General features: G+C 58.4%; 24 protein-coding genes and 1 pseudogene. 8 read left to right on the forward strand and 17 right to left on the reverse strand.

Going from position 1 to position 24,414, the window contains the following annotated elements; all coding sequences use genetic code 11:
- Positions 1 to 183 (reverse strand): annotated as a pseudogene (locus ACTG4B_RS07360) (polyhydroxyalkanoate depolymerase); the annotation flags it as partial.
- 68 nt (positions 184 to 251) lie between these two features.
- On the opposite strand from ACTG4B_RS07360, the gene ACTG4B_RS07365 reads away from it, so the two are divergent.
- The 3 genes from ACTG4B_RS07365 (at position 252) to phaR (ending at position 3,334) form a co-directional block, all read left to right on the forward strand.
- Complete coding sequence (locus tag ACTG4B_RS07365) at positions 252 to 2,048, forward strand: PHA/PHB synthase family protein (RefSeq protein WP_439155046.1); 1,797 nt, start codon at positions 252 to 254, stop codon at positions 2,046 to 2,048.
- A gap of 145 nt (positions 2,049 to 2,193) precedes the next feature.
- Positions 2,194 to 2,646 carry a phasin family protein gene (locus ACTG4B_RS07370; protein WP_439155047.1) on the forward strand — a complete coding sequence of 151 codons (453 nt, stop codon included), beginning with the start codon at positions 2,194 to 2,196 and terminating at the stop codon, positions 2,644 to 2,646.
- A 151-nt stretch (positions 2,647 to 2,797) separates the two neighbouring features.
- Positions 2,798 to 3,334 (forward strand): polyhydroxyalkanoate synthesis repressor PhaR, encoded by a 537-nt coding sequence (gene phaR, locus ACTG4B_RS07375; protein WP_439155048.1) that lies wholly within the window; start codon positions 2,798 to 2,800, stop codon positions 3,332 to 3,334.
- Positions 3,335 to 3,358: 24 nt separating this feature from the next.
- On the opposite strand, the gene ACTG4B_RS07380 is transcribed toward phaR, so the two are convergent.
- The 12 genes from ACTG4B_RS07380 to ACTG4B_RS07435 all read right to left on the reverse strand — a co-directional run bounded on the left by ACTG4B_RS07380 (position 3,359) and on the right by ACTG4B_RS07435 (position 15,431).
- Positions 3,359 to 4,726, reverse strand: a complete 1,368-nt coding sequence (locus ACTG4B_RS07380) for an aminotransferase (RefSeq protein WP_439155049.1) — start codon at positions 4,724 to 4,726, stop codon at positions 3,359 to 3,361.
- 83 nt (positions 4,727 to 4,809) lie between these two features.
- The gene (locus ACTG4B_RS07385; RefSeq protein WP_439155050.1) at positions 4,810 to 5,778 is read right to left on the reverse strand and encodes a phosphatase PAP2 family protein; all 969 of its coding nucleotides are present in this window, start codon (positions 5,776 to 5,778) and stop codon (positions 4,810 to 4,812) included.
- 69 nt (positions 5,779 to 5,847) lie between these two features.
- Positions 5,848 to 7,152, reverse strand: coding sequence for an NAD(P)/FAD-dependent oxidoreductase (locus ACTG4B_RS07390; RefSeq protein WP_439155051.1), 1,305 nt, complete (start codon positions 7,150 to 7,152; stop codon positions 5,848 to 5,850).
- 4 nt (positions 7,153 to 7,156) lie between these two features.
- Positions 7,157 to 8,509, reverse strand: a complete 1,353-nt coding sequence (locus ACTG4B_RS07395; RefSeq protein WP_439155052.1) for a glutamine synthetase family protein — start codon at positions 8,507 to 8,509, stop codon at positions 7,157 to 7,159.
- Positions 8,506 to 9,186: a type 1 glutamine amidotransferase gene (locus tag ACTG4B_RS07400; RefSeq protein ID WP_439155053.1), complete on the reverse strand. Its 681-nt coding sequence runs from the start codon at positions 9,184 to 9,186 to the stop codon at positions 8,506 to 8,508. Before ACTG4B_RS07400 ends, ACTG4B_RS07395 begins: the two co-directional genes overlap by 4 nt.
- Positions 9,187 to 9,287: 101 nt before the next feature.
- Positions 9,288 to 10,619, reverse strand: a complete 1,332-nt coding sequence (locus tag ACTG4B_RS07405; RefSeq protein WP_439155054.1) for a glutamine synthetase family protein — start codon at positions 10,617 to 10,619, stop codon at positions 9,288 to 9,290.
- Positions 10,616 to 11,422 carry an ABC transporter permease gene (locus ACTG4B_RS07410; protein ID WP_439155055.1) on the reverse strand — a complete coding sequence of 269 codons (807 nt, stop codon included), beginning with the start codon at positions 11,420 to 11,422 and terminating at the stop codon, positions 10,616 to 10,618. Before ACTG4B_RS07410 ends, ACTG4B_RS07405 begins: the two co-directional genes overlap by 4 nt.
- Positions 11,419 to 12,303, reverse strand: a complete 885-nt coding sequence (locus ACTG4B_RS07415; protein WP_439155088.1) for an ABC transporter permease — start codon at positions 12,301 to 12,303, stop codon at positions 11,419 to 11,421. Before ACTG4B_RS07415 ends, ACTG4B_RS07410 begins: the two co-directional genes overlap by 4 nt.
- Positions 12,304 to 12,399: 96 nt before the next feature.
- Positions 12,400 to 13,131, reverse strand: a complete 732-nt coding sequence (locus ACTG4B_RS07420) for a transporter substrate-binding domain-containing protein (protein WP_439155056.1) — start codon at positions 13,129 to 13,131, stop codon at positions 12,400 to 12,402.
- Between the two features lie 20 nt (positions 13,132 to 13,151).
- The gene (locus ACTG4B_RS07425) at positions 13,152 to 13,925 is read right to left on the reverse strand and encodes an ABC transporter ATP-binding protein (protein ID WP_439155057.1); all 774 of its coding nucleotides are present in this window, start codon (positions 13,923 to 13,925) and stop codon (positions 13,152 to 13,154) included.
- 265 nt (positions 13,926 to 14,190) lie between these two features.
- Positions 14,191 to 14,634, reverse strand: coding sequence for a TerB family tellurite resistance protein (locus tag ACTG4B_RS07430; RefSeq protein WP_439155058.1), 444 nt, complete (start codon positions 14,632 to 14,634; stop codon positions 14,191 to 14,193).
- A gap of 5 nt (positions 14,635 to 14,639) precedes the next feature.
- A complete protein-coding gene (locus ACTG4B_RS07435; RefSeq protein WP_439155059.1) occupies positions 14,640 to 15,431 on the reverse strand; it encodes a 23S rRNA (adenine(2030)-N(6))-methyltransferase RlmJ in 792 nt (263 codons plus the stop codon).
- Positions 15,432 to 15,542: 111 nt separating this feature from the next.
- Between ACTG4B_RS07435 and ACTG4B_RS07440 the strand changes: the two genes are divergently transcribed.
- Positions 15,543 to 16,292, forward strand: coding sequence for a MipA/OmpV family protein (locus tag ACTG4B_RS07440; protein ID WP_439155060.1), 750 nt, complete (start codon positions 15,543 to 15,545; stop codon positions 16,290 to 16,292).
- A 372-nt stretch (positions 16,293 to 16,664) separates the two neighbouring features.
- Here ACTG4B_RS07440 and ACTG4B_RS07445 read toward each other — a convergent pair whose 3' ends face one another.
- Positions 16,665 to 18,308, reverse strand: coding sequence for a CTP synthase (locus tag ACTG4B_RS07445; RefSeq protein ID WP_439155061.1), 1,644 nt, complete (start codon positions 18,306 to 18,308; stop codon positions 16,665 to 16,667).
- 158 nt (positions 18,309 to 18,466) lie between these two features.
- A complete protein-coding gene (gene secG / locus ACTG4B_RS07450; RefSeq protein WP_439155062.1) occupies positions 18,467 to 18,823 on the reverse strand; it encodes a preprotein translocase subunit SecG in 357 nt (118 codons plus the stop codon).
- 202 nt (positions 18,824 to 19,025) lie between these two features.
- On the opposite strand from secG, the gene ACTG4B_RS07455 reads away from it, so the two are divergent.
- The 3 genes from ACTG4B_RS07455 (at position 19,026) to ACTG4B_RS07465 (ending at position 20,898) form a co-directional block, all read left to right on the forward strand.
- Positions 19,026 to 20,318 (forward strand): adenylosuccinate synthase, encoded by a 1,293-nt coding sequence (locus ACTG4B_RS07455; RefSeq protein ID WP_439155063.1) that lies wholly within the window; start codon positions 19,026 to 19,028, stop codon positions 20,316 to 20,318.
- Positions 20,318 to 20,548, forward strand: a complete 231-nt coding sequence (locus ACTG4B_RS07460; protein WP_439155064.1) for a DUF2842 domain-containing protein — start codon at positions 20,318 to 20,320, stop codon at positions 20,546 to 20,548. Before ACTG4B_RS07455 ends, ACTG4B_RS07460 begins: the two co-directional genes overlap by 1 nt.
- Before the next feature lie 86 nt (positions 20,549 to 20,634).
- Positions 20,635 to 20,898 carry a hypothetical protein gene (locus ACTG4B_RS07465; RefSeq protein WP_439155065.1) on the forward strand — a complete coding sequence of 88 codons (264 nt, stop codon included), beginning with the start codon at positions 20,635 to 20,637 and terminating at the stop codon, positions 20,896 to 20,898.
- Between the two features lie 73 nt (positions 20,899 to 20,971).
- Here the strand turns inward: ACTG4B_RS07465 and ACTG4B_RS07470 are convergent, their stop codons facing one another.
- Positions 20,972 to 22,663: a hypothetical protein gene (locus ACTG4B_RS07470; protein ID WP_439155066.1), complete on the reverse strand. Its 1,692-nt coding sequence runs from the start codon at positions 22,661 to 22,663 to the stop codon at positions 20,972 to 20,974.
- A gap of 136 nt (positions 22,664 to 22,799) precedes the next feature.
- Between ACTG4B_RS07470 and ACTG4B_RS07475 the strand changes: the two genes are divergently transcribed.
- Positions 22,800 to 23,465, forward strand: coding sequence for a thiamine diphosphokinase (locus ACTG4B_RS07475; protein ID WP_439155067.1), 666 nt, complete (start codon positions 22,800 to 22,802; stop codon positions 23,463 to 23,465).
- On the opposite strand, the gene ACTG4B_RS07480 is transcribed toward ACTG4B_RS07475, so the two are convergent.
- Positions 23,410 to 24,321, reverse strand: a complete 912-nt coding sequence (locus ACTG4B_RS07480; RefSeq protein ID WP_439155068.1) for a DMT family transporter — start codon at positions 24,319 to 24,321, stop codon at positions 23,410 to 23,412. The genes ACTG4B_RS07475 and ACTG4B_RS07480 overlap by 56 nt on opposite strands.
- Between the last annotated feature and the right edge of the window lie 93 nt (positions 24,322 to 24,414).

Below are 24,414 nucleotides of genomic sequence, written 5' to 3' on the forward strand. Positions count from 1 at the left end.
CTTTACGACCATCCGTTCGAATGTGCGTTCCGTCACTTCGCCCCATGCCTTTAGCCAGTCCATCGCCGGGTTTGCCCCTATCGACATCATGGGATAAGAAGCAAAGGCGCGCGCGGTTGCGCCCAACCACTGATTGGTATTACGCATGCTTTCCATCAGGTCATAGGTCATCATATACTTCATCGAACAACTCCGGGCGCGTGGGCAAAAGGTCCATGCTGCACGCGCAGCATAGGCACAGGAAGGTTAAAATGACAACAAACGATTTGGCGAACGACGTCACTTCCAAACAAAACGTTGCAAAACTGGAGGCCAACCTGGCAAGGGTCGAGGCGCTGACCCAGCGGTTGATCACCGCCCTTGGCCAGGCGCGCCCGGTGCCACCTGCATTGCAAGGGCCAAGCCAGGATCTGTATCTGAAGGCGGCCACCGGCTATCTGGCCGAAATGATCAACAATCCGGCAAAGTTGCTGGAACATCAGCTGGAATTCTGGGGTAAATCGGTCAAACACTATGTTGCCGCCCAGCACCTGCTGACCCAAGGTAAACTGGAACCGCCCGAAGACGACAGCCCCAAGGATCGCCGGTTCACCCATGAATTGTGGGAAACCCACCCCTATTTCAATTTTATCAAGCAGCAATACCTGATCAACGTCGCGGCAGTGCAGCAAGCGGTCGAGGATATCGACACGCTGGATTCCGAAGAAAAGAAGCGGCTGCGCTATTTCAGCCAGCAACTGATCGATATGCTCAGCCCCACGAATTTCCTGCCCACCAACCCCGAGGCATTGGCACTGGCCGCCGAAACCGATGGCGAAAGCCTTGTGTCAGGGCTGGAAAATCTGGTCGCCGATCTAGAGGCGAACAACGGCGATCTGGTTGTCACGCTGGCCGACAAGACGGCATTCAAGCTGGGCGAGAATCTGGCGACTACGCCGGGGTCCGTGGTCTATCGCAATCATCTGTTCGAGCTGATCCAGTATGCGCCGACGACCGATCAGGTCCACGAAACGCCGCTGATCATCTTTCCGCCCTGGATCAACAAATTCTATATCCTGGATCTGAAGCCCCAGAACAGCCTGATCAAATGGGCGGTCGATCAGGGCTATACGGTGTTCATCGTGTCATGGGTCAACCCGGATCCGGGCTATCGTGATACATCCATGTCGCATTACATCGAAGACGGCTATCTGACTGCGATCGACGAAGTGAAAAAGATTTGCGGCGTGAAGAAAGTCAACGCCGTGGGCTATTGCATCGCGGGCACCACGCTGTCGCTGACGCTGGCGCTGATGAAACAGCGCAAGGACACCTCGGTCAATGCCGCGACCTTTTTCACCACGCTGACCGATTTTTCCGACCGGGGCGAGGTCGGCGTTTTCCTGGAAGACGATTTCGTCAACGGGATCGACGCGGAAGTGGCGGAAAACGGAATTCTTGATTCCTTTTTCATGTCACGCACGTTTTCCTATCTGCGTGCCAACGACCTGATCTATGGTCCCGCGATCAAAAGCTACATGATGGGCAAGGCACCACCGGCCTTTGATCTGCTATATTGGAACGGTGACGGCACAAACCTGCCCGCCACTATGACAATGGAATATCTGCGCGGGCTGTGCCAGCAGGACAAATTCGCCACCACGGGTTTCGATGTTTGCGGCACAACCGTGCATATCAAAGATGTCACCGTACCCCTGATCGCGATCGCCTGCGAAACCGATCATATCGCGGCCTGGAAAAGCAGCTATAGCGGTATTCAGAAGATGGGATCGAAAGACAAGACTTTCATCCTGTCCGAATCCGGCCATATCGCAGGTATCGTCAACCCGCCGTCCAAGAACAAATACGGCCACTACACCAACCCAGAACTGGGGTTGAGCGCGGATGACTGGCACGCTGCGGCTGATAAGCGTGAAGGGTCATGGTGGCCGCTGTGGGATGCGTGGTTATCCGGAAAATCAGGCAAAATGATACCTGCGCGTCAACCAGGAGGCGAGGACCACCCAATGCTGGCCCCTGCTCCGGGCACCTATGTTGTCGCTAAGTAGCCGATTTTCAGACTAAAAATACAGCCCGGGAAAAATTATGCTGCAATGCAGAAAAAAAACTTGAAATGCTGCACTGCAGCATGCATATTGGTGTCAGAGATAACAGCGGGTGTTCCCCGCACTGAAAACCGAAAGGGCTGACACTATGACTGCCAAGACTCAAGACTTTTCCGCTGTGTTCAAAGACATGATGGGCGCATTCCCTGTCGATACAAAGGCAATGGAAGAAACCTTCAAGACGCAAACAACTCTGGCCGAAAAAATGTCCGCCGTCGCAATCGACGCTGCCGGAAAATCGTCCGAACTGTCTGCGAAATGGACCCAAGACACGTTGTCCAAGATCGAAGCCATGTCCAAGGCGAAGGCAGAACCTGCCGATTACGCCAAGGCAATGACCGATTTCGCATCTGCGTCTGCTGAAGCTGCCGCAGAGCACATGTCCGCTTTCGCTGAAATCGCGAAAAAAGTGCAGACACAGACGATGGAACTGGTTCTGTCCGCTGGCAAGGATATGTCCGAGGACATGACCGCTGCTGCCAAGAAAGCAACCGGCGAGATGACTGCTGCTGCCAAGAAAGCAAGCGCAGCTGCCAAGTAATCTGTTTTGATCAACCCTTGCCTCCCTGAGGGTTTGATTTGAAAGGCGGTCCACTTTGGGCCGCCTTTTGTTTTGCGCGCTTGCCTCTTTCTTTTTGCGCAGCCGCGGCATAGGCTTCTCTGCAGTGCAAAATGTTTTGGAAGGGACGGCCGTGGCAGAGACCAACAAACCGCTACTGATCAAGCGCTACGCGAGCCGGCGTCTTTATAACACCGAGACCAGCGACTATGTCACCTTGGAAGATATCGCGTTTTTCATTCGCGAAGGGCGGGAAGTGCAGATCGTGGATCTGAAATCGGGTGATGATCTGACACGGCAATATCTATTGCAGATTATAGCAGAACACGAAAGTCGCGGTGAGAACGTCCTGCCCGTTGATGTGCTGACCGATCTGGTCCGCAGCTATACAACGCAGGCCGCCTCGGTGGTGCCGCAATTCCTGCAAGCCAGTTTCGAGATGCTGCGCGAAGGGCAATCGAAAGCCATGGAGAACATGGGCAAGGCCAATCCGATGGCCGCGATGCCGGGTTTCGAGGCGATGCGCGCCCAGCAGGAGGCGTTTTTCAAGGCCATGACTGGCGGCATCATCCCCGGCAGCAGCACCCCTGCCAAGGAAGAAGATGATCTGGGCGAAATCAAAAGCCAGCTGGCTGCATTGCAGGAAAAGCTGTCTAAGATGAACAAGTAAGCGGGCAGGTGGCATGACCCAGGGTCAGGCCACCTCTGCGAACACGCCATTGAGCGCCTTTTCCAGCTTGCCGAACATCTCATCCATATGCGCGGGTGTGAAAATGAACGGCGGGCATAACACGACTGCCTGACCCAGCGGGCGACAGATCAATCCCTGATCGGTGCAGGCATTGGCGATTCGTTCGCTGACCGACAGCGACCCGTCAAAGGGGCGCTTTGTCTCTTTGTCGGCGACAGCCTCGAGCGCGCCCATAAGGCCCTTGCCACGCCACTCGCCGATGTTGGGGTTTTCGGCCAGCCGCGCCATGCCTTCTTCGAACAGTGGCGTCAGGGTGCGCACGTTTTCAGCCAATCCTTCGTTCATCACCACATCAATTGCTTTCAACGCAATCGCGCAACCTACCGGGTGGCCGGACGCGGTGAAGCCATGCGGGAATTCCTCGATCTCTTCGGCGGCAGATTGGAGCCTGTCGGCCAGGTCAGGGCCCAGGATAACCGCCCCCATCGGGAAAAAACCCGCCGTCAGATTTTTTGAGGAAATGATCGCATCGGGCATGAAATCATAGGTTTCACAGCCCCATGTATTGCCAGTGCGGCCAAAGCCGGTGATGACCTCATCCGCGATCAGGGGGATGCCGTATTTGCGCAAGACCGGCTGGATTGCCTGAAAATACCCTGCAGAGGGTGGGATAACGCCACCGGCCCCCATGACCGGTTCTGCAAAGAAACCGGCGATGGTATCGGGGCCTTCACGATGAATGGTGTCTTCAAGCTCTTGCGCCATGCGGGCGGTGAATTGCGCCTCGCTTTCACCCTCTTTGCCGAAACGCCAGTAATGCGGGCAAGACAGATGGATAAACCCGTCCAGCGGCAGGCCGAACACGCTGTTATAGGGCTTGCCTGTCATCGAGGCGCTGACGACAGTCACGCCGTGATAGCCGTTTTCGCGGGTCAGGATCTTGCGGCGCTCTGGCTTGCCTTCGGCGCGGGACAGAAACCACAGCATCTTGACCATCGTGTCATTCGCCTCGGATCCCGAGTTGGTGTAAAACACCTTGGCCCTGTCAAACGGTGACACCTCGACCAGTTTTTCCGAAAGCATGACGGTTTGGTCGGACATGCGGCCGAAAAACGCGTGATATCCGGGGAACCTCGCGTATTGGTCCTGTGCCGCGCGGATCAGTCCGGGGTGATCAAATCCGGCAACCATATTCCACAGGCCGGAATTTGCATCAAGATATTCGCGCCCGGCGATGTCATAGACATATGGACCCTTGCCATGGGTCAGCACGATCGTGCCGCGGTCATGGACCGTAGGCAGATCGGTGAACCCATAAAAGGAACTGGCGTCGGCGCGCGCCTCCCAACTGTTGGGGGAATCGTCAGGCATGGGTGACCTCTTTACTATCGTTCAGTGCACGATAGGGGCGGAACGTGCTGCTTACAATGGGGGCAATGCTGCCCAAGCCGTAGCTATATCGCTTGTGGTGGCCCGCTCCGAAGGAGTTGATTAAAGAGCACATCTGCCAGCCCAACGGCGATCACAGCGACAGCAACGCCGCCGATCAGGTCGGCCACGTGGTGGCTGCCATGGATCAGGACGGCAGGGACCACAATCAGATTGATCACCACGATCGGCCAGAACAAGATGGTCGCTCTGCTGAACCAGACGGCAAGCACGCATATGACGATTTGATAGGAAGGGAACGAAACTTGCCCAAGCATCCGGTCCAATTGCCCCAAAGGAAGACTGTTTGCCGCCATATCAAGCAAAGATCGGGCATATATGTTGCCGGACAGCAGATGAGTTCCTTGCGCTATTTCTGCCGGGACGGTTTGATAGGTGGATTGGCTCAGGTTGGGAAAGACCTGCCACATGAGAAAGACCAGGAGCAGTCCGATTGCGTTGGCAAACACCATCCTGTCCACATCACGAAACCGCCCAAGATATGACAGCAGTCCCAGGACAGCGACCACCTGTAGAAATGCCGACCAATAGAAAACCTGCAGTAATTCGCCTAGATGGGGAACGCCCGCGACCCACGCCGACAACATCGACCAGTCGTATCCCAACCAGCGATCCATCGCTAAAAGGCTGTCGGACAGGGCGGGGGCAGGCCGGGGCATGTGCAGCGAAAAGAAGACAAGCATGGATAGCCCGAAAACCGTACTGAGGCCAATGACCACCGCGCTTTTTGCAGTGCGTTCGGTCCCTTTGAACACGCGCATGTAAACGCCCCCGAAGACGAGGCAGAGTGCGGCTGTCAGACTTGCCGCCATACGATGCCAGGCAACCACTTGATCGCCAGTCAGGGACATTAGGATAACGGTGCAAAACACAGCACCAATCAGCCCGATAAAAGCCAACTCTGCCCTGTCAAAAACATCCGCAAGGCCAATGTTACGATCGATTGAATAAGAGGTCATTACGATCCACCGCACGTCATTCCGCATCATTGTCGGTAAATAGACAATGTGGCTTTACTGCGTCAGATTAGCGCCCAGAATTGGTCAAACACCAAGCCGATCACGCAGGGCATACCATGTCATCGCAAGTGTCAGCAGCGGCGCACGCAACGCAGTGCCGCCGGGAAAGTTGGGCACTTTCAGTCCTGCCAGCGTATCAAAACGCCCTGCCTGACCGGCAATCGCTTCGGCCATGACCTTGCCTGCAAGCCCGGAGAGGGCCACGCCATGGCCGGAAAAACCAGCACCTGAAAGCACGTTCGGCGCAACGCGTTGGATCGCGGGCAGGCGGGTCATGGTGATGCCCAGCGTACCGCCCCAAACGTAATCGACCGACACACCCGCAAGCTGCGGGAACAGCATGGTCATCCGCGCGATCAGCGCGGTGCTGATGTCGCCGGGAAAGCCGATGGAATAACTTTCGCGTCCGCCGAACAGTAGCCTTTTGTCTTCGGACAGGCGGTAATAATTCACCACGAATTTGCTGTCGGCGACGGCGATATCGCGCGCCAGCACATCGGCGGCACGGTCGCCCAAGGGTGCGGTTGCGCAGATGAAACTGTTGATAGGCATGACTTTGGCGGCCACCTTGCGTTCGATATTCGGCAGATAGCCGTTACCTGCAAGGATCACATGCCGTGCCTTTACACAGCCCTTGTCCGTGCGCACCTCGGCTGGGTCACCATGGGCGATGTGATGCACCTCTGACCGGTCAAAAAGCCGTGCGCCTGCTTCTTCGGCCAGTCTTGCCAGCCCCAGTGCATAGCGCAGCGGGTGGAGATGGCCCGCCCCCATGTCCAATTCGCCGCCCTGATAGGCGGGCGATTTGACAAGTGCGCGCATGGCGTCGGCGTCAAACTGTGTGATCTGGTCATAGCCATAGGTATCGGCCAGATGTTGCGCCTCGGTCGCGGCGTCGCGGGCCTCTTTCGTGCTGTAAAATCCATGGGCGACGCCGGGGGTGTAGCGCGCCTCGGGGATGTCATGTGCACAGGTGTCGCGGATGTCCTGCTTGGCCTCTTCGGCCAGCGCCCATAGCGCGCGGGCGGCATCAAGCCCCAGCTTTTTCTCCAACGTACTTTGGCTGGCGTTATAGCCGCTGCCGACCTGCCCACCGTTGCGCCCCGATGCGCCGAAACCAGCACGGTGCGCATCCAGCACGACCACATCCAGCCCCTTGCGTGCCAGATGCAGCGCCGCCGACAGGCCGGTAAAACCTGCGCCGATCACGCAGACATCCGTCACCGTCTGCCCATAAAGCGGCGGGCGTTCGGGCGGCAGTTCGGCCGTCGCGGCGTACCAGCTCTTGGGAAATTGGCCGGGGCGGTCGTTGCGGTAGAGCGGATTCATCGGGTCAGACGTTCAGCAACAGATGTTCACGTTCCCACGGGCTGATGACTTGCAGGAATTCATTGTATTCTGCCCGTTTCACGATGGAATAGACCCGCGCAAAATCGGGTCCGATCACGTCGTGAATGGCTTTGGCGTCATCGAACAGTTCAAGTGCTGCATAAAGCCCCTGGGGGATTTCATCCTCGGCCTCATACGCGTCACCGCGCCAGCGTTTGTCGGGGCGGATCTCGTCGCGCAGGCCAAGATAACCGCAGGCCAGCGATGCGGCGATGGCCAGATAGGGGTTGCAATCCATCCCCGCCAGCCGGTTTTCCACGCGTCGTGCGGCGGGGTCTGAAATCGGAATACGGATGCCCGTTGTGCGGTTGTCGCGGCCCCATTCGAGGTTGATCGGGGCGGCGTGGTCGCGCACGTAGCGGCGGAAACTGTTCACATAGGGCGCGATCATGGCGATCACGCTGGGCATATGTTCCTGCAATCCGCCGATAAAATGGAAAAACGCATCCGTTTCGCCACCCTGCGGGCCGGTAAAGATGTTGCGGCCTTTTTCATCCAGCACCGAATGGTGGATATGCATGGCAGATCCCGGCTCGCCCTCGATCGGCTTGGCCATGAAGGTGGCGAAACAATCGTGTTTCAACGCGGCTTCGCGGATCAGGCGCTTGAAATAGAACACCTGATCCGCCAGCAGGATCGGATCGCCGTGGCGCAGGTTGATTTCCAACTGCCCCGCGCCGCCTTCCTGCGCGATGCCGTCGATCTCTATCCCCTGGATTTCGGCGTATTCATAAATATCGTCGATCACCGGGCCATAATCATCGACCGCCGACATCGAATAGGCCTGCCGCCCCGCCGCAGGGCGCCCGGTGCGGCCCATCATCGGCTCGATCGGCTTGGCGGGATCGATGTTGCGGCCCACAAGATAGAACTCCATTTCCGGCGCAATGACCGGCGTCCAGCCTTCTGCCTTGTAAAGATCAAGCACCCGGCGCAGCACATTGCGCGGCGAGAAGGGCACCGGCTTGCCCTTTTGGTCAAAGGCATCGTGGATCACCTGCAATGTGCCATCCTCGGCCCAGGGGGCGGCGGTGGCGGTGGTCAGATCGGGCTTCAGGATCATGTCGGGTTCAAGGAACCCGTCGGGGCCCGCGGCCTCGCCCCAGTCGCCGGTGATGGTCTGGAAAAAAATCGAATTGGGCAGGTGGAAATGGGTTTGCTTGTCCCATTTGACGGCCGGTACTGCCTTGCCGCGGGCGATGCCGGGCAGGTCGGCGATGACGCATTCAACCTCGTCCAGGCGGTTGTTTTCAAGGTAACGTTTCGCGGCTTCGGGGATATGGTTTGTCCATGTCATTGGATCGTTCTTTCTTTGAAGAAACCCGCAATCTGTGCGGCGATCTGTGCGTTATCGACAGCGATATCAGCCCGGGCGCGCAGATCGGCCAGTTGATCGTCCGGCACAACGCCGGGTCCGCGGTGGGTGGCGAGGCCGGAAATGAAATTGGCATCGTATTCAGGATGCGGTTGGACCGTAAAGGCGCGGCGGCCGTAAACCAGGGCTGCGTTTTCGCAAAAGTCACTGGAGGCGTAGACGGTCGCGTCCCGGGGGCGGACGACAACCTGATCCTGATGCCATGCGTTCAATGAAACGGCAGTGCCATTCCAATCATATGTCGTCGGGCCGACGGACCATCCGCCTGCGAATTTCTCAACCCGTCCGCCAAGCGCCTGCGCAATGATCTGGTGGCCAAAACAGATACCGACCAAAGGCACATCTGCATTGTAGATGTCCTGTATCAGGGCCATCAGCGGCGCAATGAATGGCAAATCCTCATAGGCCCCGTGTTTGGACCCGGTAATGATCCAGCCATCACAGTCTGTTGCTGACAGCGGAAAGGCCATATCGACGACGCTGTAGGTGACAAAGTCAAAACCCTGTCCCGACAGCATTTTTTCGAAATGATCAGAAATATCACCCGATGAACGCAATTCATCAGGTGCATGGCCAGTTTGCAGGATGCCGATTTTCATGGATGATCCGTGGGTTTATTTAGGCTCAGGCTACCTTGGCTGAATGGCCGCTGCAAGCGGGTCCATCGGACAGAAATTTCGCGAAATTTCTGTCCGGCCCCTCACACGGTGTCAAGATAGAGTTCCAGCTGCTCTTCGGGGCTGAGTTCCTGAAAATAATGCATTTCCTGCCGTTTTGTCCGGATCAGGTTCACCACAAGTTCATCGTTGAATATCCGCCGTGCCAGCACGCTGGCTTCGAATGCGTCAATCGCGGCGCCCCAGCTATGCGGCACCTGAGGTAGTTTTTGTGTATATGCGTTTCCGATGATGGGATCAGGTGGCGTCAGGTTATCCTCGATCCCGACGAGGGCCGACCCCAGCACTGCCGCGATGAACAGATAGGGGTTCACATCGCCGCCCGCGACGCGGTGTTCGATCCGCCGGGCCTTGAAACTGCCGCCCGGCACACGCACCGATGCGGTGCGGTTGTCATAAGCCCAGCATATGCCCGTGGGCGCGTGGCTGCCGGGGACCAGCCGTTCGAAACTGTTGCCATGCGGCGCAAAGATCAGCGCTAGGTCGGGAATGCCGGCAATGCACCCGGCAATCGCGTTGTGCAGCAGTGTGCTGCCGTCATGCGTGTCATTGGCAAAGACATTGTTGCCTTGGTTGTCGATCACGGAAAAATGCATATGCAGCCCGTTTCCGGCATAATCGGGATAGGGTTTGGCCATGAAACTGGCCGCCATACCGTGATTGCGCGCCGTGCCGCGCACCAGCATCTTGAACAGCCATGCATCATCTGCAGCCTTCAGCGCGTCGGGCACATGTTCAAGGTTGTCCTCGAACTGGCCGATCCCCCCTTCCGAAATAGCGGCCTCGGCGGGGATGTCCATGATGTCGCAGGCGTCGTAAAGCTCGTTGAAAAACTGATCGAATGAATCCAGTGCGCGCAGCGACAGCACCTCGGCCCCGGCGCGGCGTTTGCCGGACCGCGGGGATTTGGGTTGGCGGATGTCGCGGCCACTGTCATCGACCAGATAGAATTCCATTTCGGTGGCGACAACCGGGGTCAGCCCGCGTTCCGCATAGCGTGCGACGACACTGGCCAGCGCATGGCGCGGATCGCCGCCAAAGGGTGTGCCGTCTTCGTGAAACGACCACAGCGGCAGGATGGCAGAGGGCGATGACAGCCAAGGCATCGGCACATAGCCACGTTCGGTCGGCAGTAGCACGCCATCGGCATCGCCGCTTTCGAACACCAGCGGGCTGTCGTCGATGTCTTCGCCCCAGATATCAAGGTTCAGTACCGACAGGGGAAACCGCGTGCCTTCCTTTTCCAGCTTGTCGGCGAAACGGCGCGGCACGCGTTTGCCGCGCGCCTGTCCGTTCAGGTCAGCCGCACCGCAGCGCACGTTGCGCACCTCCGGGTGATCGTCGAGCCAGCTCATCTGATCACCTGTGGGCGGAACCGCAATTTGGGCCGGTATTCTTGCGGAAGATGCCGGTTCAACCGTTTGTTCACCAGACTGAAGACACCGATGATCGCCAGCGTCAGCAGAATGAAATACCCTGCAAGGATCGGGTAGGGCACAAAGGGGTTGAACGTCTTGTCCGCGAAATAACTGGCGTAATACAGCGCGTCACCCCGCTGCTGCACGGCGGGAAACCCCGAAAAATAGACCAGCGTAGTGGCGTGGAACAGAAAGATCGCCTCGTTGGTATACGCGGGCCAGGCCAGCCGCAGCATGGTGGGCCAGATCACCCGTCGGAACCGTGTCCAACCGGACAACCCGTAAGCGTCGGCGGCTTCGGTGTCGCCCTTGGGGATGGATTGTAGCGCGCCATAGAAAATTTCACCGGTGTAGGCGGCGGTATTCAGGAACAATACCAGCAACGCCCCGGCCCAGGCCGATGTCAGCGGGCTAAAGAATGGATACGAGCCCTTGAGGCTTAGAAACAGAAAATACGCAAAGAAGAACTGAATGAACAGGGGCGAGCCGCGGAAGACAAAGATGAACCATTCGGCGGGTTTGCGTAATAGAGGGTTTTGCGCGGCCTTGCCCATTGCGACAGCCGTGGCAAGGAAAAAGCCGGTGCAGAGGGCGAAGATGCCGAAATAGATATTCCAGATCAAGCCCGATCCGATCAGCGTGAACTGCTGGCACAGCGTGAAATCGCTGCGTGGCAATAGCCGTTCACCGTAGCCGATACTGCGCAGCCCGTAATCCAGAACCGTTTCCCAGCAACTCATACTGCGGCCTTTCGTTGCCGTTCACCTGCGGCGGTCGCCTGGCCTTTGGTCAGGCGGGCCATCACCCGCCCAAGCACGACCTCTGACACTTTGGTAAAGCATAGATAAAAGACCAGCAGCGCCAGAAAATACCACATCCGCCAGTCAGGGTGGGGGTAGTCGGTGAATTGCGGGGTTTTGGTGCCGCCCAGCTCGCGCGCCCAATAGACGATATCCTCGACCCCCAGCAGGAACAGCAGCGGCGTCGCCTTGATCAGGACCATCCAAAGGTTCGACAGGCCCGGTAATGCATAGACCCACATTTGCGGCACAAGGATGCGCCAAAAGGTCTGGCGGCGCGACATGCCATAGGCTTCGGCCGTTTCCAACTGGCCGCGGGGCACGGCGGTCATTGCACCATACAGGACATTGGCGGCAAAGGCCCCGAAAACCAGCGCAAAAGTAAAGACCGCAATGAAAAACCCATAGGTCTCGTGTACCCATTGCGGCGCATTGCCCAGCGGCATCTTGGCGGCCTCACATACCACGAAATCGTTGCCTTGCCGGATGGCATCGGGCCAGTCGGGGCATTTGACCTTGTGACGTAAATATTCGATCGCCTGGTCCAGCGCGATCACGAAGAACAGGAAAAACGCAATGTCGGGCACACCACGCACGATGGCGATATAGGTTTTGCCGAGCCAGCGCAGTGGCGGCACATGGCTGCGGGCCGCAGCCGCCCCGCCAAACCCGAATGACAACGCCAGGGGGGCCGTAATCGCCAGCAGGATCAACACTGTGCCCACGGCCCAATACAGTCCCATATGCTTGCCTGTGGTCAGGTAGCACGACAGCCACGTCAGGCCGTCAAGGGTCGCGGGATCGGTGCAGTAGCTGAAAATGGCGGGGCCTCTGGGTGGGCGCGGGAATGCTGCATGTTCTTGGAAAGAGGGTGGATGCAATTGCGCCCCGGCGGTACGGGCCGGGGCGCGAAATGCTTAGTATGTGGCCGTGTCTTCGCCGAACCACTTGATCAACATCGCATTCAGCGTGCCGTCTTCCTTCATCGTTGTGATGGCGGCATCCATTTTGGTGCGCAGTTCGGTATCACTTTCGCGGATACCCATGCCGATGCCCCCACCAAGGGGCACGTCATCGCCCACGAACATCAATTCGCCACCCGACGCATCCACGATCGGCACAAGGAAATCCTTGTCGGCAAATACGGCATCAGCCTCGCCCGCGCGGACGGCAGCAATGGTTTCTTCGGGGGTCGCGAATTCCAGCAGGGTGGCGCCGGTGTCAACCACGTGACCGGCCTGAATGGTCGTGGCCTGGGCGGCAACGACGCCGCCGGTCAGATCGACACCGTCAGAGGCCGCGACATAGGCCGAAGCAGTGGGTGGATAGTAGTCTTGTGTGAAATCAATGACTTCATCACGTTCATCGGTAATCGACATACCGGCGATGATGGTGTCATAGTTCCCGGACACAAGGTTGGGAATAATGCCGTCCCAATCCGTCGTGACCCACTCGCAGGTCAGTTCTGCGCGCGCGCACATTTCGTCGCCGACCTCACGCTCGAAGCCATCAACCTCGCCATCGTCATTGAGATAGTTGTACGGAGGGTAAGCGCCTTCGGTGCCCATACGCACGACAGAGTGCCCGGCGGCAAAGGCCATGCCGCCCACAAAGGCCAGCGCGGTGGTGGAAAGGATCAGTTTTTTCATCTTTTTCTCCCGTTAGATGTTCATGAAACCGTGGCGGACAGAAAGCCGCGCAGCCGGTCGGTTTTGGGGTGGCCAAACAGTGTCTCTGGCGGCCCTTCTTCCTCGATTTTGCCTTGGTGCAGGAACACGACGTGATCGCTGACATCGGCGGCAAGGCGCATGTCGTGGGTAACGATGATCATGGTGCGGCCTTCGGCGGCCAGATCCTTGATGACCTTGACCACCTCTTGCTCCAGTTCGGGGTCCAGCGCGCTTGTCGGTTCGTCAAACAGCAGCGCCTTTGGCTCCATGCACAACGCGCGGGCGATGGCGGCGCGCTGTTGCTGCCCGCCGGACAGTTGCGCCGGATAGACATCACATTTGTCGCCGATCCCCACCTTGTCCAGATATTTGCGCGCGGCGGCCTCGACCTCTGCCTTTTCGCGCTTCAGCACCGTGACCGGCGCCTCCATCACGTTTTGCAGGATCGTCATGTGGGCCCAAAGATTGAACTGCTGAAACACCATCGACAGGTTGGTGCGGATGCGGATCATCTGCGCATGATCGCCGGGCCGGCGGTTCATGCCGGTCCCTTTCCAGATCACCAGCTCGCCGCAAAAGATCACATCCCCTTGCTGGCTGTCCTCCAGCAGGTTGGCGCAGCGCAGCAGCGTGGATTTTCCGGACCCCGATGATCCGATCAATGACACGACGTGCCCTGCAGGTGCAGTGATATCGACACCCTTCAGCACCTCAAGTGCGCCATAGGATTTGTGCAGATTACGAATTTCGATGACGGGGGCAGGATTAGTCAATTTTGGCAGCTTTTATTACTCTACCGGTGATTAGGGCGCATTTTTTAAACATTTGCAACGGTATCATGCACTTTAACCCTGCGTCAGGTTGCGATTGCCCGTTTCGCAGGCGTAAAAGGCAGATCATGTGCGTGTGAGGGAAGGGTCGTGATCCCGCACAGGTTGTTCGCCTGATGATCTGTGGGCGCAAGGGTAGGTATCGCTGCCATGCAACGGCGCCTTGTCGCGCCCTTGAACAGGACCACAGAGACAGACAGGCTTTCAATCATCCCTTGTCGGGGCTGACGCGCAGGCGCGCCTTGTGGCTGTCCTGATCGGATACGCCCAGCAGCGATGCGGTCATGCGCATGATACTGTCCTCTTCTTCTTCGCGGCTGCCATCGGCCATGACGACGGACCATAGCGCCTCGATCACACCGACCCGGTTGTCGTAGTCAACCGCGTCCTTGATCGCACGGGTGAAACGAACCGTGTCGGGCGCCTCTGATTCCAGCGCTTCGCATTGCGCGCGCAGGGCCGTTGCCTCGAATGGGGATAACCCGTATCGGCTGGCCAGCGATTTATCGATCTGGGCGATCTCGATTGCGGCATAGTGACCGTCGGATCGCGCGATGCGCACCAAAAGCGCACCCAGCGCAAGTCGCGCATCGGGATCAGATAGTCTTTCGGGGGCGGGGGCGGTCAAACGCCGGAGAAGATCAGCAAACATGCGCCTTACATAGCCCCCTTCAGCTGTTCTTGAAAGAGGGCGGCAAGCCGTGCTCCCTCATGTGTGAAGCCATAGGGCGGGTTCACGACGAACAGGCCTGATCCGACCATGCGGTGACCGGGGCGCGCAGGGGGAAAACGCACCTCGTGCACCACGCCGTCGGGAATCGCGGCGCGCAGGGCCTTGACCATGGGCAGATGGGGCGCGTCCGTCAGAATCGGATACCACAGCATGATGACGCCAACCCCCCATTTGCGGTGGATCTTGGCAATGGTATCGGGGATGGTCTGGTAATCAGTTTTCACCTCATACGACGGATCGATCAGCAACAGCCCCCGGCGCGGGTCGGGCGGGCACAGCGACAGCGCCATGTCCCAGCCATCGCGCTGACGGAAAATCCCGCCATAAGGGGCCATGTTGGCCTGAAGGGCCGCAAATTCCTGCGGATGCAGTTCCGACAGATGGATGCTGTCCACCGCGCGCAGGATTTCGGCCGCGACCAGCGGTGATCCGGGGTAGGCATCAGGCCCGTGGGTGGCACGGATGCGCGCCAAAACCTGTGCATAAGGGTGATCGGGCGCGAACCAGTCTGCCGCAATGGCGATTCCCTTGGCGGCTTCGCCGGTCTTGGTCGCCGCTGCATCGGTCAGGTCATACAAACCGCGCCCGGCGTGCGTTTCCAGATAGGACAGGGGTTTGTCCTTTTGGATCATGTAATCCAGCGCCCATGCCAGCAGGCCGTGTTTATGCACATCCGCGAGATTGCCTGCGTGATAGCCGTGTTGATAGGAAAGCATGTGACCCCTTTGGTTTTCCTCGCATTAGCCGTAAACGGCACCGGGGCCAAGTGTTGCCGCAGCACGGGCGCGCGCTAACCTAGTAAAAGACAGGAAAAGGATTTCGTTTCGATGCTTATACGCATGTTCACGATCATTACTGCGATCAGCGCGGGGCAAACTCTGTCGGCGCAGGATGGCGGCAACGGGATTTCCGCCCATATCGGGGTCGGCGCGCAGGTAAAGCCGGGGTATTTCGGATCGGACGAAATGGTCGTTGGCCCGACTGGCAGTTTTCAGCTGGAACGGCTGCAACTGGGCGGGGTGACTATCGGTGGGGCCGAAACCAAGGGGTTTGGTTTTGGCGGGTCTGTCCGGTTCATCAGCGAACGCACTGCCGATGAATTTGATGAACTTGCCGGATTGGACACCATTGACGCCTCGGTCGAGTTGGGCGGCGGTGTCCGGTATTATGGTAGCGGCTATGATCTGTTTGCTGATCTGCGCTCCGGCGTGATCGGGCATGATTCCCTGGTTGGTGAAATCGGCGGCGACCTGATCTATCAGCCCAGCGCACAGGTGACGCTGCGCGCGGGGCCGCGGGTGTTCTGGGGCAGCGACGATTATGCACAGACCTATTTCGGGATCACTGCGGACGAGGCGGCAAACAGCAGCTTTGTCGCCTATGACGCACAAGGCGGCATCCTGAGCGCGGGGGTCAAGGCCGAGGCGCATTACCAGTTCAACGAAGACTGGGGCCTGACCGGCACGATCCGCTATGACCAGTTGCAAGGCGACGCCACCAACAGCCCGATCGTGCAGACCACCGATCAAGTTGGCGCCAGCGTTGTCCTGACGCGTAAGGTGACCTTTGGGTTTTAAGGGAAATATCTTGGTGTGCTGCGAAGTTTTGCTTGGAGCCCGGATTACCGTTTAGATTTGCTCAGATGCCCTGCATTGTAGAGGCCTGCTCCAAGAGCCAGCACAGCGAATAAGAACCATGCGGCCCCTGATTGCTCTAAATATACGATACCCGCGTCATCGTCGAAGCACCGGCCTAGTTCATTGAAACAATTGCGCCATTTGAAATACCTGGCGTAGTACAAATACCCAAAAGCGAAGGCGAGCCCGAGAGAAATCAAGGAAGAAATTTTTCTAATCATCCACTAGCCCCTTGTTTCACTGAGGGTTTTAGTGCTTCAGCATTCAACTTCAACGACCGATTTGTCCGGCAAAATGGACATTGAAGTACGCCTAGACTAACCGCGACGTCTCCACCGCTGCCCTGACAAAATCCGCGAACAGCGGGTGCGGGGCGAAGGGCTTTGATTTCAGTTCCGGGTGAAATTGCACGCCGATGAACCAGGTGTGGTCCTGCCATTCCACGATTTCGGGCAATTTGCCGTCGGGGGACATACCCGAGAATTTCAACCCGACCTTTTCCAGTGCCTCCCGATACTTGATATCCACCTCGTAGCGGTGGCGGTGGCGTTCGTCGATGGCGGTCGTGCCATAGATTTCCGCTACCTTTGATCCTTCGGCCAGTGTCGCGTGATAGGACCCGAGGCGCATTGTGCCGCCCTTGTCGTCATCTGCTTTGCGCGTCACGCTCTGGTTGCCCTGCACCCATTCCTTGAGGTGATAGACCACAGGCTCGAACCGCTTCTTGCCCGCCTCATGGTCAAATTCTTCGGACCCGGCGGTTTTCATGCCGGCAACGTTGCGCGCCGCCTCGATCACGGCCATCTGCATGCCCAAACAGATCCCCAGATAGGGGATTTTCTTTTCGCGGGCGAATTGCGCCGCCTTGATCTTGCCCTCAGTCCCGCGTTCGCCAAAGCCGCCGGGCACGATGATCGCGTGATACCCTTCCAGATAGGGGGCAGCATCGTCGCGGTCGAACAATTCTGCATCGACCCATTCAACCTTTACCTTGACCCGGTTGGCCATGCCGCCATGGGTGAGTGCCTCTGCGATGGACTTGTAGGCGTCTTCCAGCTGGGTGTATTTGCCGACGATGGCGACCTTGACGTGGCCTTCGGGGTTGTGAATTCGGTCATAGACATCGTGCCAGACGTCCAGCTTGGGTGCAGGAGCGGGCGAGATATCAAAGGCATCCAGAACCGCCTGATCCAGGCCCTGTTCGTGATAGGCCAGCGGGGCTTCGTAGATGGATTTCAGATCATAGGCGGCAACCACGCATTGTTTGCGCACATTGCAGAAAAGGGCGATTTTTTCGCGCTCTTTTTCCGGAATCGGATGTTCAGATCGGCAAACAAGGATATCGGGCGCGATGCCGATGGATTGGAGTTCTTTGACGCTGTGCTGGGTCGGTTTGGTTTTCAATTCACCGGATGCAGCCAGATAGGGCAGCAGGGTCAGGTGCATGAATATGCACTGGCCGCGCGGTTTGTCATGGGCGAACTGGCGGATCGCTTCAAAGAAGGGCAGGCCTTCGATATCGCCGACGGTGCCGCCGATTTCACACAGCATGAAATCGACCTCGTCTTCGCCGATCTTCAGGAAATCCTTGATTTCGTTGGTGACGTGAGGAACCACCTGAATGGTCTTGCCCAGGTAATCGCCGCGGCGTTCCTTTTCCAACACGTTGGAATAGATGCGGCCCGATGACACCGAATCCGTCATGCGCGCGGGCACGCCGGTAAAGCGTTCGTAGTGGCCAAGGTCCAAGTCTGTTTCTGCGCCGTCGTCCGTGACGAAAACCTCGCCATGTTCAAACGGTGACATGGTGCCGGGATCGACGTTCAGATAGGGATCAAGCTTGCGCAGCCGCACCGAAAAACCGCGTGCCTGAAGCAATGCGCCCAGGGCGGCGGATGCGAGCCCCTTGCCCAAAGAGGACACAACGCCACCGGTAATGAAAATGTAACGCGCCATAGCCTGAGGCCCCCGTGAGAAGTTCCAAATTTTGTGGGAAAGCGAACCGTCAAATTCGCATCATCACGGGATTTGACTATTACCGGATTCGCACCCGAAGCGCAACCGGCGGCGCAATATCATGTTGCCAATCGTGTTGGCCCTGCAACTGCTTGTGGTCAGTCACCCGACGGCAGCAAGGGCGCATCATCTGCGACCGGGGGCAACAGGCTGCCACCCAGGTCAGGCGCATCCGTGTCCTGCTCGGTCGCTGTATCGCCGCCCAGGCGGTCCACAACCGATGATCCAGCCGTGTTATTGGCCGCAATCAATGTCAGCGCAATGGATGTGCAGATGAACGCAACTGCGAGTGCCCAGGTGAATTTACTCATCGCGGTTGGGGCCGGCCGTCCGCCGGTGGCACCGCCGCCGCCGCCGCCCATTCCCAGGCCACCACCTTCGGACCGCTGCAACAGAACGGTTCCAATCAGGCTCAGCGCCAAGATCAGGTGGATGATAAGGACGACGTTTTCCATGAAATTGCCTTTCAGGGCGCGGGTGCGGACAGGCGGTATCTAAAAGCTGACGCGCAGGCCCGCAACCCCTGATCTTGCCTGCGGGCGCGTGCGAGCTTTATGTCTGGCTCTGTCCAGTGCAGGCCTGCGGCAAATTTCCTGTTTCGCATGGCAGGGTGCAACGATATAGGGGGCAGGTCAGCGTAAAAGGAACAGATATCTTATGGCAAATGTTGTGGTCGTTGGGGCCCAGTGGGGCGACGAAGGCAAAGGCAAGATTGTGGACTGGCTGTCCGAACGTGCCGATGTGATCGCCCGTTTTCAGGGTGGACATAACGCGGGGCATACGCTGGTCATTGATAGTCAGGTCTACAAACTGCACGCACTGCCATCCGGCGTGGTGCGCGGGGGCAAGTTGTCTGTCATCGGCAATGGTGTCGTGCTTGATCCCTGGCACCTGCTGGCCGAGATCGAGACATTGCGCGCACAAGGTGTGTCCATCACGCCGGACACATTGATGATCGCGGAAAACACGCCGTTGATCCTGCCGTTTCATGGCGAATTGGACCGCGCCCGCGAAAGCCAGAATTCCGTTGCCAAGATCGGCACGACCGGGCGCGGCATTGGCCCCTGCTACGAAGACAAGGTCGGTCGCCGCGTGATCCGTGTGGCCGATCTGGCCGACGATGCGACACTGGAACTGCGGCTTGACCGTGCGCTGATTCACCATGACGCGCTGCGCCGTGGTCTGGGGCTTGACCCGATTGATCGGGACGCGGTGCTGGCAAAGCTGCGCGAGGTCGCACCCGCCATCCTGCAATATGCTGCCCCCGTCTGGAAGGTGCTGAACGAAAAGCGCAAGGCGGGCAAGCGCATCCTTTTCGAGGGCGCGCAGGGCGCATTGCTGGATATTGATTTCGGAACCTACCCCTATGTGACTTCGTCCAACGTGATCGCGGGCCAGGCGGCAACGGGTGTCGGGATGGGACCGGGGGCGATTGATTTCGTACTGGGTATCGTCAAGGCCTATACGACCCGCGTAGGCGAGGGCCCGTTTCCAACCGAATTGCACGATGACGACGGCCAGCGGTTGGGCGAAAGGGGCCATGAATTCGGCACGACCACCGGGCGCAAGCGGCGCTGCGGCTGGTTTGATGCCTGCCTTTTGCGCCAGACCTGTGCGACATCGGGTATCAACGGTATCGCCCTGACCAAGCTGGATGTGCTGGACGGGTTCGAAACCCTGCGCATCTGCGTCGGTTACGAATTGGATGGCAAGCAACTTGATTATCTGCCCACGGCCGCAGATCAGCAGGCCCGTTGCACGCCGATCTACGAAGAAATCGAAGGCTGGTCGCAATCCACCGAAGGCGCACGGTCTTGGGCCGACCTGCCGGCGCAGGCCATCAAATACGTCCGCCGGATCGAGGAATTGATCGACTGCCCGGTCGCACTTGTGTCCACCTCGCCAGAACGCGAGGATACGATCCTTGTTACCGATCCCTTTGCCGACTGATGGCGCTGGGATACAAAGCTCGCAAGCGTCTGGCGCTTGCCGTTCTGGTGATCGGGCTGCCCGCCTATATCGTGGTCGCCGTCACCGTGATGAGCGAGGCATCGCGTTTTCCCAAGGCGATCGAGTTCTTTATCTATGTCGCGCTTGGGATCGGGTGGGCGTTTCCCTTGAAATGGGTGTTTCAGGGGATCGGGCAGCCGGACCCCGACGACAAGGCGGATTTCCACTGACGGAAATGCCGCGCACTGGTGTTCATTGGTCGTTATATTCAATAATCCATATATGACCTGCATTGAATATCAGAAAAGAAGTCCTCATGAAAAGCATAAGACTTGCCGGTGCCGTCGTCGCAGTTGCTTTGTGCACGCCTGCGATTGCGGCGCACAATAACCCTTGGGCGACGGAAACCGACGCCGTTTTGGCCAAGAACCATGATGAAAACCAGGCCCAGAGCATCGACACACCCGGCACAGATGAAATGCGCGGCAACGTCGTGCAGAACGTCAACGACAAGGCGGGCAGCGGCACTGGTGGTGGTGCGGGTTCAGGCGCACCAAGTCGGGGTCAGGGCGAAGGCTGACAGCCGGTGTAGTGGGCCTGCGCGACAAGCAGCCGCGATATTCGGCCGCTTGTCTTTGATCGTTTCGTGCTGATCAGCCTTGAGCGATCTTGTCGTCAGGCCGGAACCGGGTGTCTTTGGACACCTGAAAACGCCCGTTGTTCAGTTTGATGATCTTGCTCTGGCGTAACAAGCGTCCAAAGGACCGTAGCCCATCTTCGCGGCTGATTTCGTCGCTGGACGCCAATTGCACCTTTTTCATTACTTGTGGCCGTGAAAAATCATCATCGCCTTCGACAAATTCGATATAGGCGGCGGCAGCTTCGAGAAGTTCTGCCAGTTCGCTCGCCCCTTGCTTGGCTGCGAATTCAGCGAAACCGCCACTCTGAGCCTCTGGGGTGTCCTTTTGTGAAGCGATCTTGCGCAAGCGGTCGCTTGTCCGGTCGGATTGTTCCGTCGTTTCATCCACGCGCTGGGCGGGCACAAGGCGCAAGGGTGCGCGATCGGCCGGTGCGTCGGTTGCGGCTTCGGTATCTTCCGCTTCATGAGCGTCAAGATCTTCGCGGAACGCCTCTCCGGGGTCGCGGGCATCGGCACCGGGGTCACCCAACTGCCGCGCAGCCTCGGTTGCGGCGACGGCGGCCTTCAACTGGGCGAACGCATCACGCTGGCGGCGCCCCTCGGGTTCGTTCAGGCGTTGGTCGGCCTGCGACAGGATGCGGCTGATGGCCGCGTCAACATTGCCCGGCAGCCCCTGCCGTTTGGAATGGTTTTCGCGACGCATTGCAATCGTGCGTTCGATTTCGGCCACTTCCCCGGCAAGGTCAAAGTCGTCTTCACCCTTCTTGCCGCTTGGCTGATCATCGTCAGAAACGCTTTCCACGGGAACTTCCTGTGGTTCTGCGGCCTGCTCTGATTCGGCAAGCGCGGGCAGGATGTCATCTTCGGCCGGCGTTTCCGCGGGCTCCTTTGCCACGGGCTCCGCGTCCGAAAACGGCGCATCGCCAAGGTTTTCTTCGGCCTCGGTCGTGACTTCATCAACGGGCGCTGTAACCGTGTCAGTTTCTTCGGCGGCCGCTGCTGCATTCCGCTTGGCCAGTTCGGCAAGCCGCTGGGTCAGGGGATTGGCGCCTGCTGGCGCATCCTGCGGCGCGGTCTGCTCAGTCAGATCCTCGGCATAAGTATCGCTTGTTTCAGTGGCGGCGGAACGCCCCACAACAGCGCGGATCCGCTGAAGCTTTGCTGCAACGCTTTCGGTCGTGTCAACTGCCGCAGGAGTGACCGGCGCGGGGGCCGCCTCGACAATGGGGGCAGGGGTGTCGTCCTGCGCAACCTCGGCATAGTCGGTTTCGGCCTGTGGCTCTGCGTCATTCCGGAGTGCGGGGGCGTCTACTGCGATGTCTTCTTCTTCCCAGGCAAGGGTATCGCCGGCATTGGTCTCTGTGGCGGCCTCTTCTGGCGCGGTATCCCGTGCAACCCGCAGACTGGGGCGCTCTTCATCTTGCGCGACAACTTCGGTGTCGGGCTGCTGGGCCCGCAAATGCAGGGGGTGCGTTTCGGTTTCGGCTTTCACATCGACCGGGGTGCCGGTCTGTCGGGCTGTCAGTTCGGCCAGTGTTGCAAGGTCGGGGGCTTGCGGGGCCATATCCATGAAACGGTCATGACCTGCCAGTTCGTGAAAGAACGTGACCACTGTTTTCATCGTCTCGACAGAGTCGTCGAACCCTTCTAGCCGGCAGGAAAAGGTGCCATAGCTCACATCCAGAATTTTGTTGCTGTCGCTCATGATATCTGTGCTTTCCACTGTTGTCGGCTGCTACTGGGTAAGATTAGATTGGTATGAAATCGAACACAGCAAGACGTTCCATTCGGGATCATTTTGTGACCGTTTTAAGGAATGTTTGTGAAACGGGGGCAATTTCGTGTCAAATGATCACATTGTTTCCAGTGTTGGCGCCATTGGCCTGATTGGCGGTGCGAAAATTGAACCGGCTGAGATTACAGCGCTTTTGCCTCTCGTTACCGATATCGTGGCAGCCGATGGTGGTGCGGATCATCTTTTGGCTGCGGGGCTGACGCCTGCGGCGGTCATCGGTGATCTGGATAGCATTACTGATCGGGCGCGCGCGGCTTTTCATGATCGAACATATCATATTGCCGAACAGGAAACCACGGACTTTGAAAAGGCACTGACGCGCATTGGCGCATCATGCGTTCTCGCGCTGGGGTTTACCGGCGGGCGGATGGATCATGCGCTGGCCGTGCTGAATGTTCTGGCCCGGCACAGGACCCGCCCTGTCGTTCTGTTGGATGGCAGCGATGCCAGTTTCGTCGTCCCCCAGGTGCCGGTTTCGCTGATATTGCCCCATCGCACACGGATTTCGCTGATGCCATTGGCCGATACGGTCGTCACCGCGACCGGGTTGCGCTGGCCCTTGGACCGGGCACAGATGCATCCTGCGGGAATGACCAGTGCGTCAAACGCTGTGTCCGAAGAACAGGTGACGATTTCAGCCGATGGCCCTTTGTTGGTCACACTGCCGCGGGCACATTTGGCGCAGGCTTTGAAAGCCGTCGTTCCCGGATGATCACGTAAAGCCCCGCCGCGACGGTGATGCAGATACCGACAGCGGCCAGTCCGTTGGGCAGATCGGAAAAGATCAGCCAGCCGATCGCCGTGCCAAATGGGATTTCAAGGTATTGCATCGGTGCGACGGTGGATGCGGGCGCCAGACGCAGGCTCCATGTCATGCATAAATGCCCCAATGTGCCGACGATCCCCAGCGCAGCCAGCAGCCACAAGACGCTGACATCCGACAAAAACCCAAGGCTGCCGCGCGCCTCTGGCCAGATCAGCAAAAGCGGGCCAAGCAGCAATGTCGCCTGCACCCCGCTGACCGCCTGCAACTTGATCGGGTCCATCAGCCGCGCCACCCGCCGCGTGACCATCATGAAAAATGCAAACATGACCGCCACACCCAGCGGTAACAGCGCTGGCGCGCCGACTTGGGCAAAATTCGGCTGGATCACCAGCAGCGTGCCGATAAACCCGACGGCACAGGCAACGGTGCGATGCAGGCCAACCTCTTCGCCCATGAAAAAATGCCCAAGGATCAGCATGATGAAGGGCAGCACAAAGATGATCGCGAGCGCATCCGCAAGGGGCAGAAAACGCAGTGCACTGAACATCATGGCAATGCCGATCCCGTGCAGCGCGGTGCGCAACACTGTCCAGCCCAGCAGGCCGGGCGGCAGGCGCAGATCGCCGCCACCGAGGAAAACCATCGGCACAAGGATCAGCGCCTGCGCGCCGAAACGCACCAGCATCAGCACGCCGAGAGAAGCGGTGCCAATCAGGAATTTCGCCATGCCGTCGCCGAGTGGCGCCAGCACGCAAAAGGCCAGCATCAGCAGGATACCGACAAAGGGGCGATCAACTGTCATGGCGTCACTTTGGCCGCCGATTCCACAATTGGCAAAGGGTGTTTTCGCGCCTCTTTCAACCTGCCCGGAAATCGCCGGGCTAAGGCATGAAGG

Source organism: Yoonia sp. (genome assembly GCF_965660735.1).
In the GTDB taxonomy this organism is placed as follows: Bacteria; Pseudomonadota; Alphaproteobacteria; order Rhodobacterales; family Rhodobacteraceae; genus Yoonia.

Bases quoted from the DNA above. Each gene is read 5' to 3' on its own strand.
- ACTG4B_RS07445 (WP_439155061.1), bottom strand. From the start codon at position 18,308: ATGGCGCGTTACATTTTCATTACCGGTGGCGTTGTGTCCTCTTTGGGC.
- ACTG4B_RS07420 (WP_439155056.1), bottom strand. From the start codon at position 13,131: ATGAAAAAACTGATCCTTTCCACCACCGCGCTGGCCTTTGTGGGCGGC.
- ACTG4B_RS07435 (WP_439155059.1), bottom strand. From the start codon at position 15,431: ATGCTTTCCTATCAACACGGCTATCACGCAGGCAATCTCGCGGATGTG.
- ACTG4B_RS07400 (WP_439155053.1), bottom strand. From the start codon at position 9,186: ATGAAAATCGGCATCCTGCAAACTGGCCATGCACCTGATGAATTGCGT.
- ACTG4B_RS07405 (WP_439155054.1), bottom strand. From the start codon at position 10,619: ATGAGCTGGCTCGACGATCACCCGGAGGTGCGCAACGTGCGCTGCGGT.
- secG (WP_439155062.1), bottom strand. From the start codon at position 18,823: ATGGAAAACGTCGTCCTTATCATCCACCTGATCTTGGCGCTGAGCCTG.
- ACTG4B_RS07390 (WP_439155051.1), bottom strand. From the start codon at position 7,152: ATGAATCCGCTCTACCGCAACGACCGCCCCGGCCAATTTCCCAAGAGC.
- ACTG4B_RS07480 (WP_439155068.1), bottom strand. From the start codon at position 24,321: ATGACAGTTGATCGCCCCTTTGTCGGTATCCTGCTGATGCTGGCCTTT.
- ACTG4B_RS07465 (WP_439155065.1), top strand. From the start codon at position 20,635: ATGAAAAGCATAAGACTTGCCGGTGCCGTCGTCGCAGTTGCTTTGTGC.
- ACTG4B_RS07470 (WP_439155066.1), bottom strand. From the start codon at position 22,663: ATGAGCGACAGCAACAAAATTCTGGATGTGAGCTATGGCACCTTTTCC.
- ACTG4B_RS07410 (WP_439155055.1), bottom strand. From the start codon at position 11,422: ATGAGTTGCTGGGAAACGGTTCTGGATTACGGGCTGCGCAGTATCGGC.
- ACTG4B_RS07395 (WP_439155052.1), bottom strand. From the start codon at position 8,509: ATGACATGGACAAACCATATCCCCGAAGCCGCGAAACGTTACCTTGAA.
- ACTG4B_RS07460 (WP_439155064.1), top strand. From the start codon at position 20,318: ATGGCGCTGGGATACAAAGCTCGCAAGCGTCTGGCGCTTGCCGTTCTG.
- ACTG4B_RS07365 (WP_439155046.1), top strand. From the start codon at position 252: ATGACAACAAACGATTTGGCGAACGACGTCACTTCCAAACAAAACGTT.
- ACTG4B_RS07430 (WP_439155058.1), bottom strand. From the start codon at position 14,634: ATGTTTGCTGATCTTCTCCGGCGTTTGACCGCCCCCGCCCCCGAAAGA.
- ACTG4B_RS07380 (WP_439155049.1), bottom strand. From the start codon at position 4,726: ATGCCTGACGATTCCCCCAACAGTTGGGAGGCGCGCGCCGACGCCAGT.
- ACTG4B_RS07370 (WP_439155047.1), top strand. From the start codon at position 2,194: ATGACTGCCAAGACTCAAGACTTTTCCGCTGTGTTCAAAGACATGATG.
- ACTG4B_RS07440 (WP_439155060.1), top strand. From the start codon at position 15,543: ATGCTTATACGCATGTTCACGATCATTACTGCGATCAGCGCGGGGCAA.
- ACTG4B_RS07455 (WP_439155063.1), top strand. From the start codon at position 19,026: ATGGCAAATGTTGTGGTCGTTGGGGCCCAGTGGGGCGACGAAGGCAAA.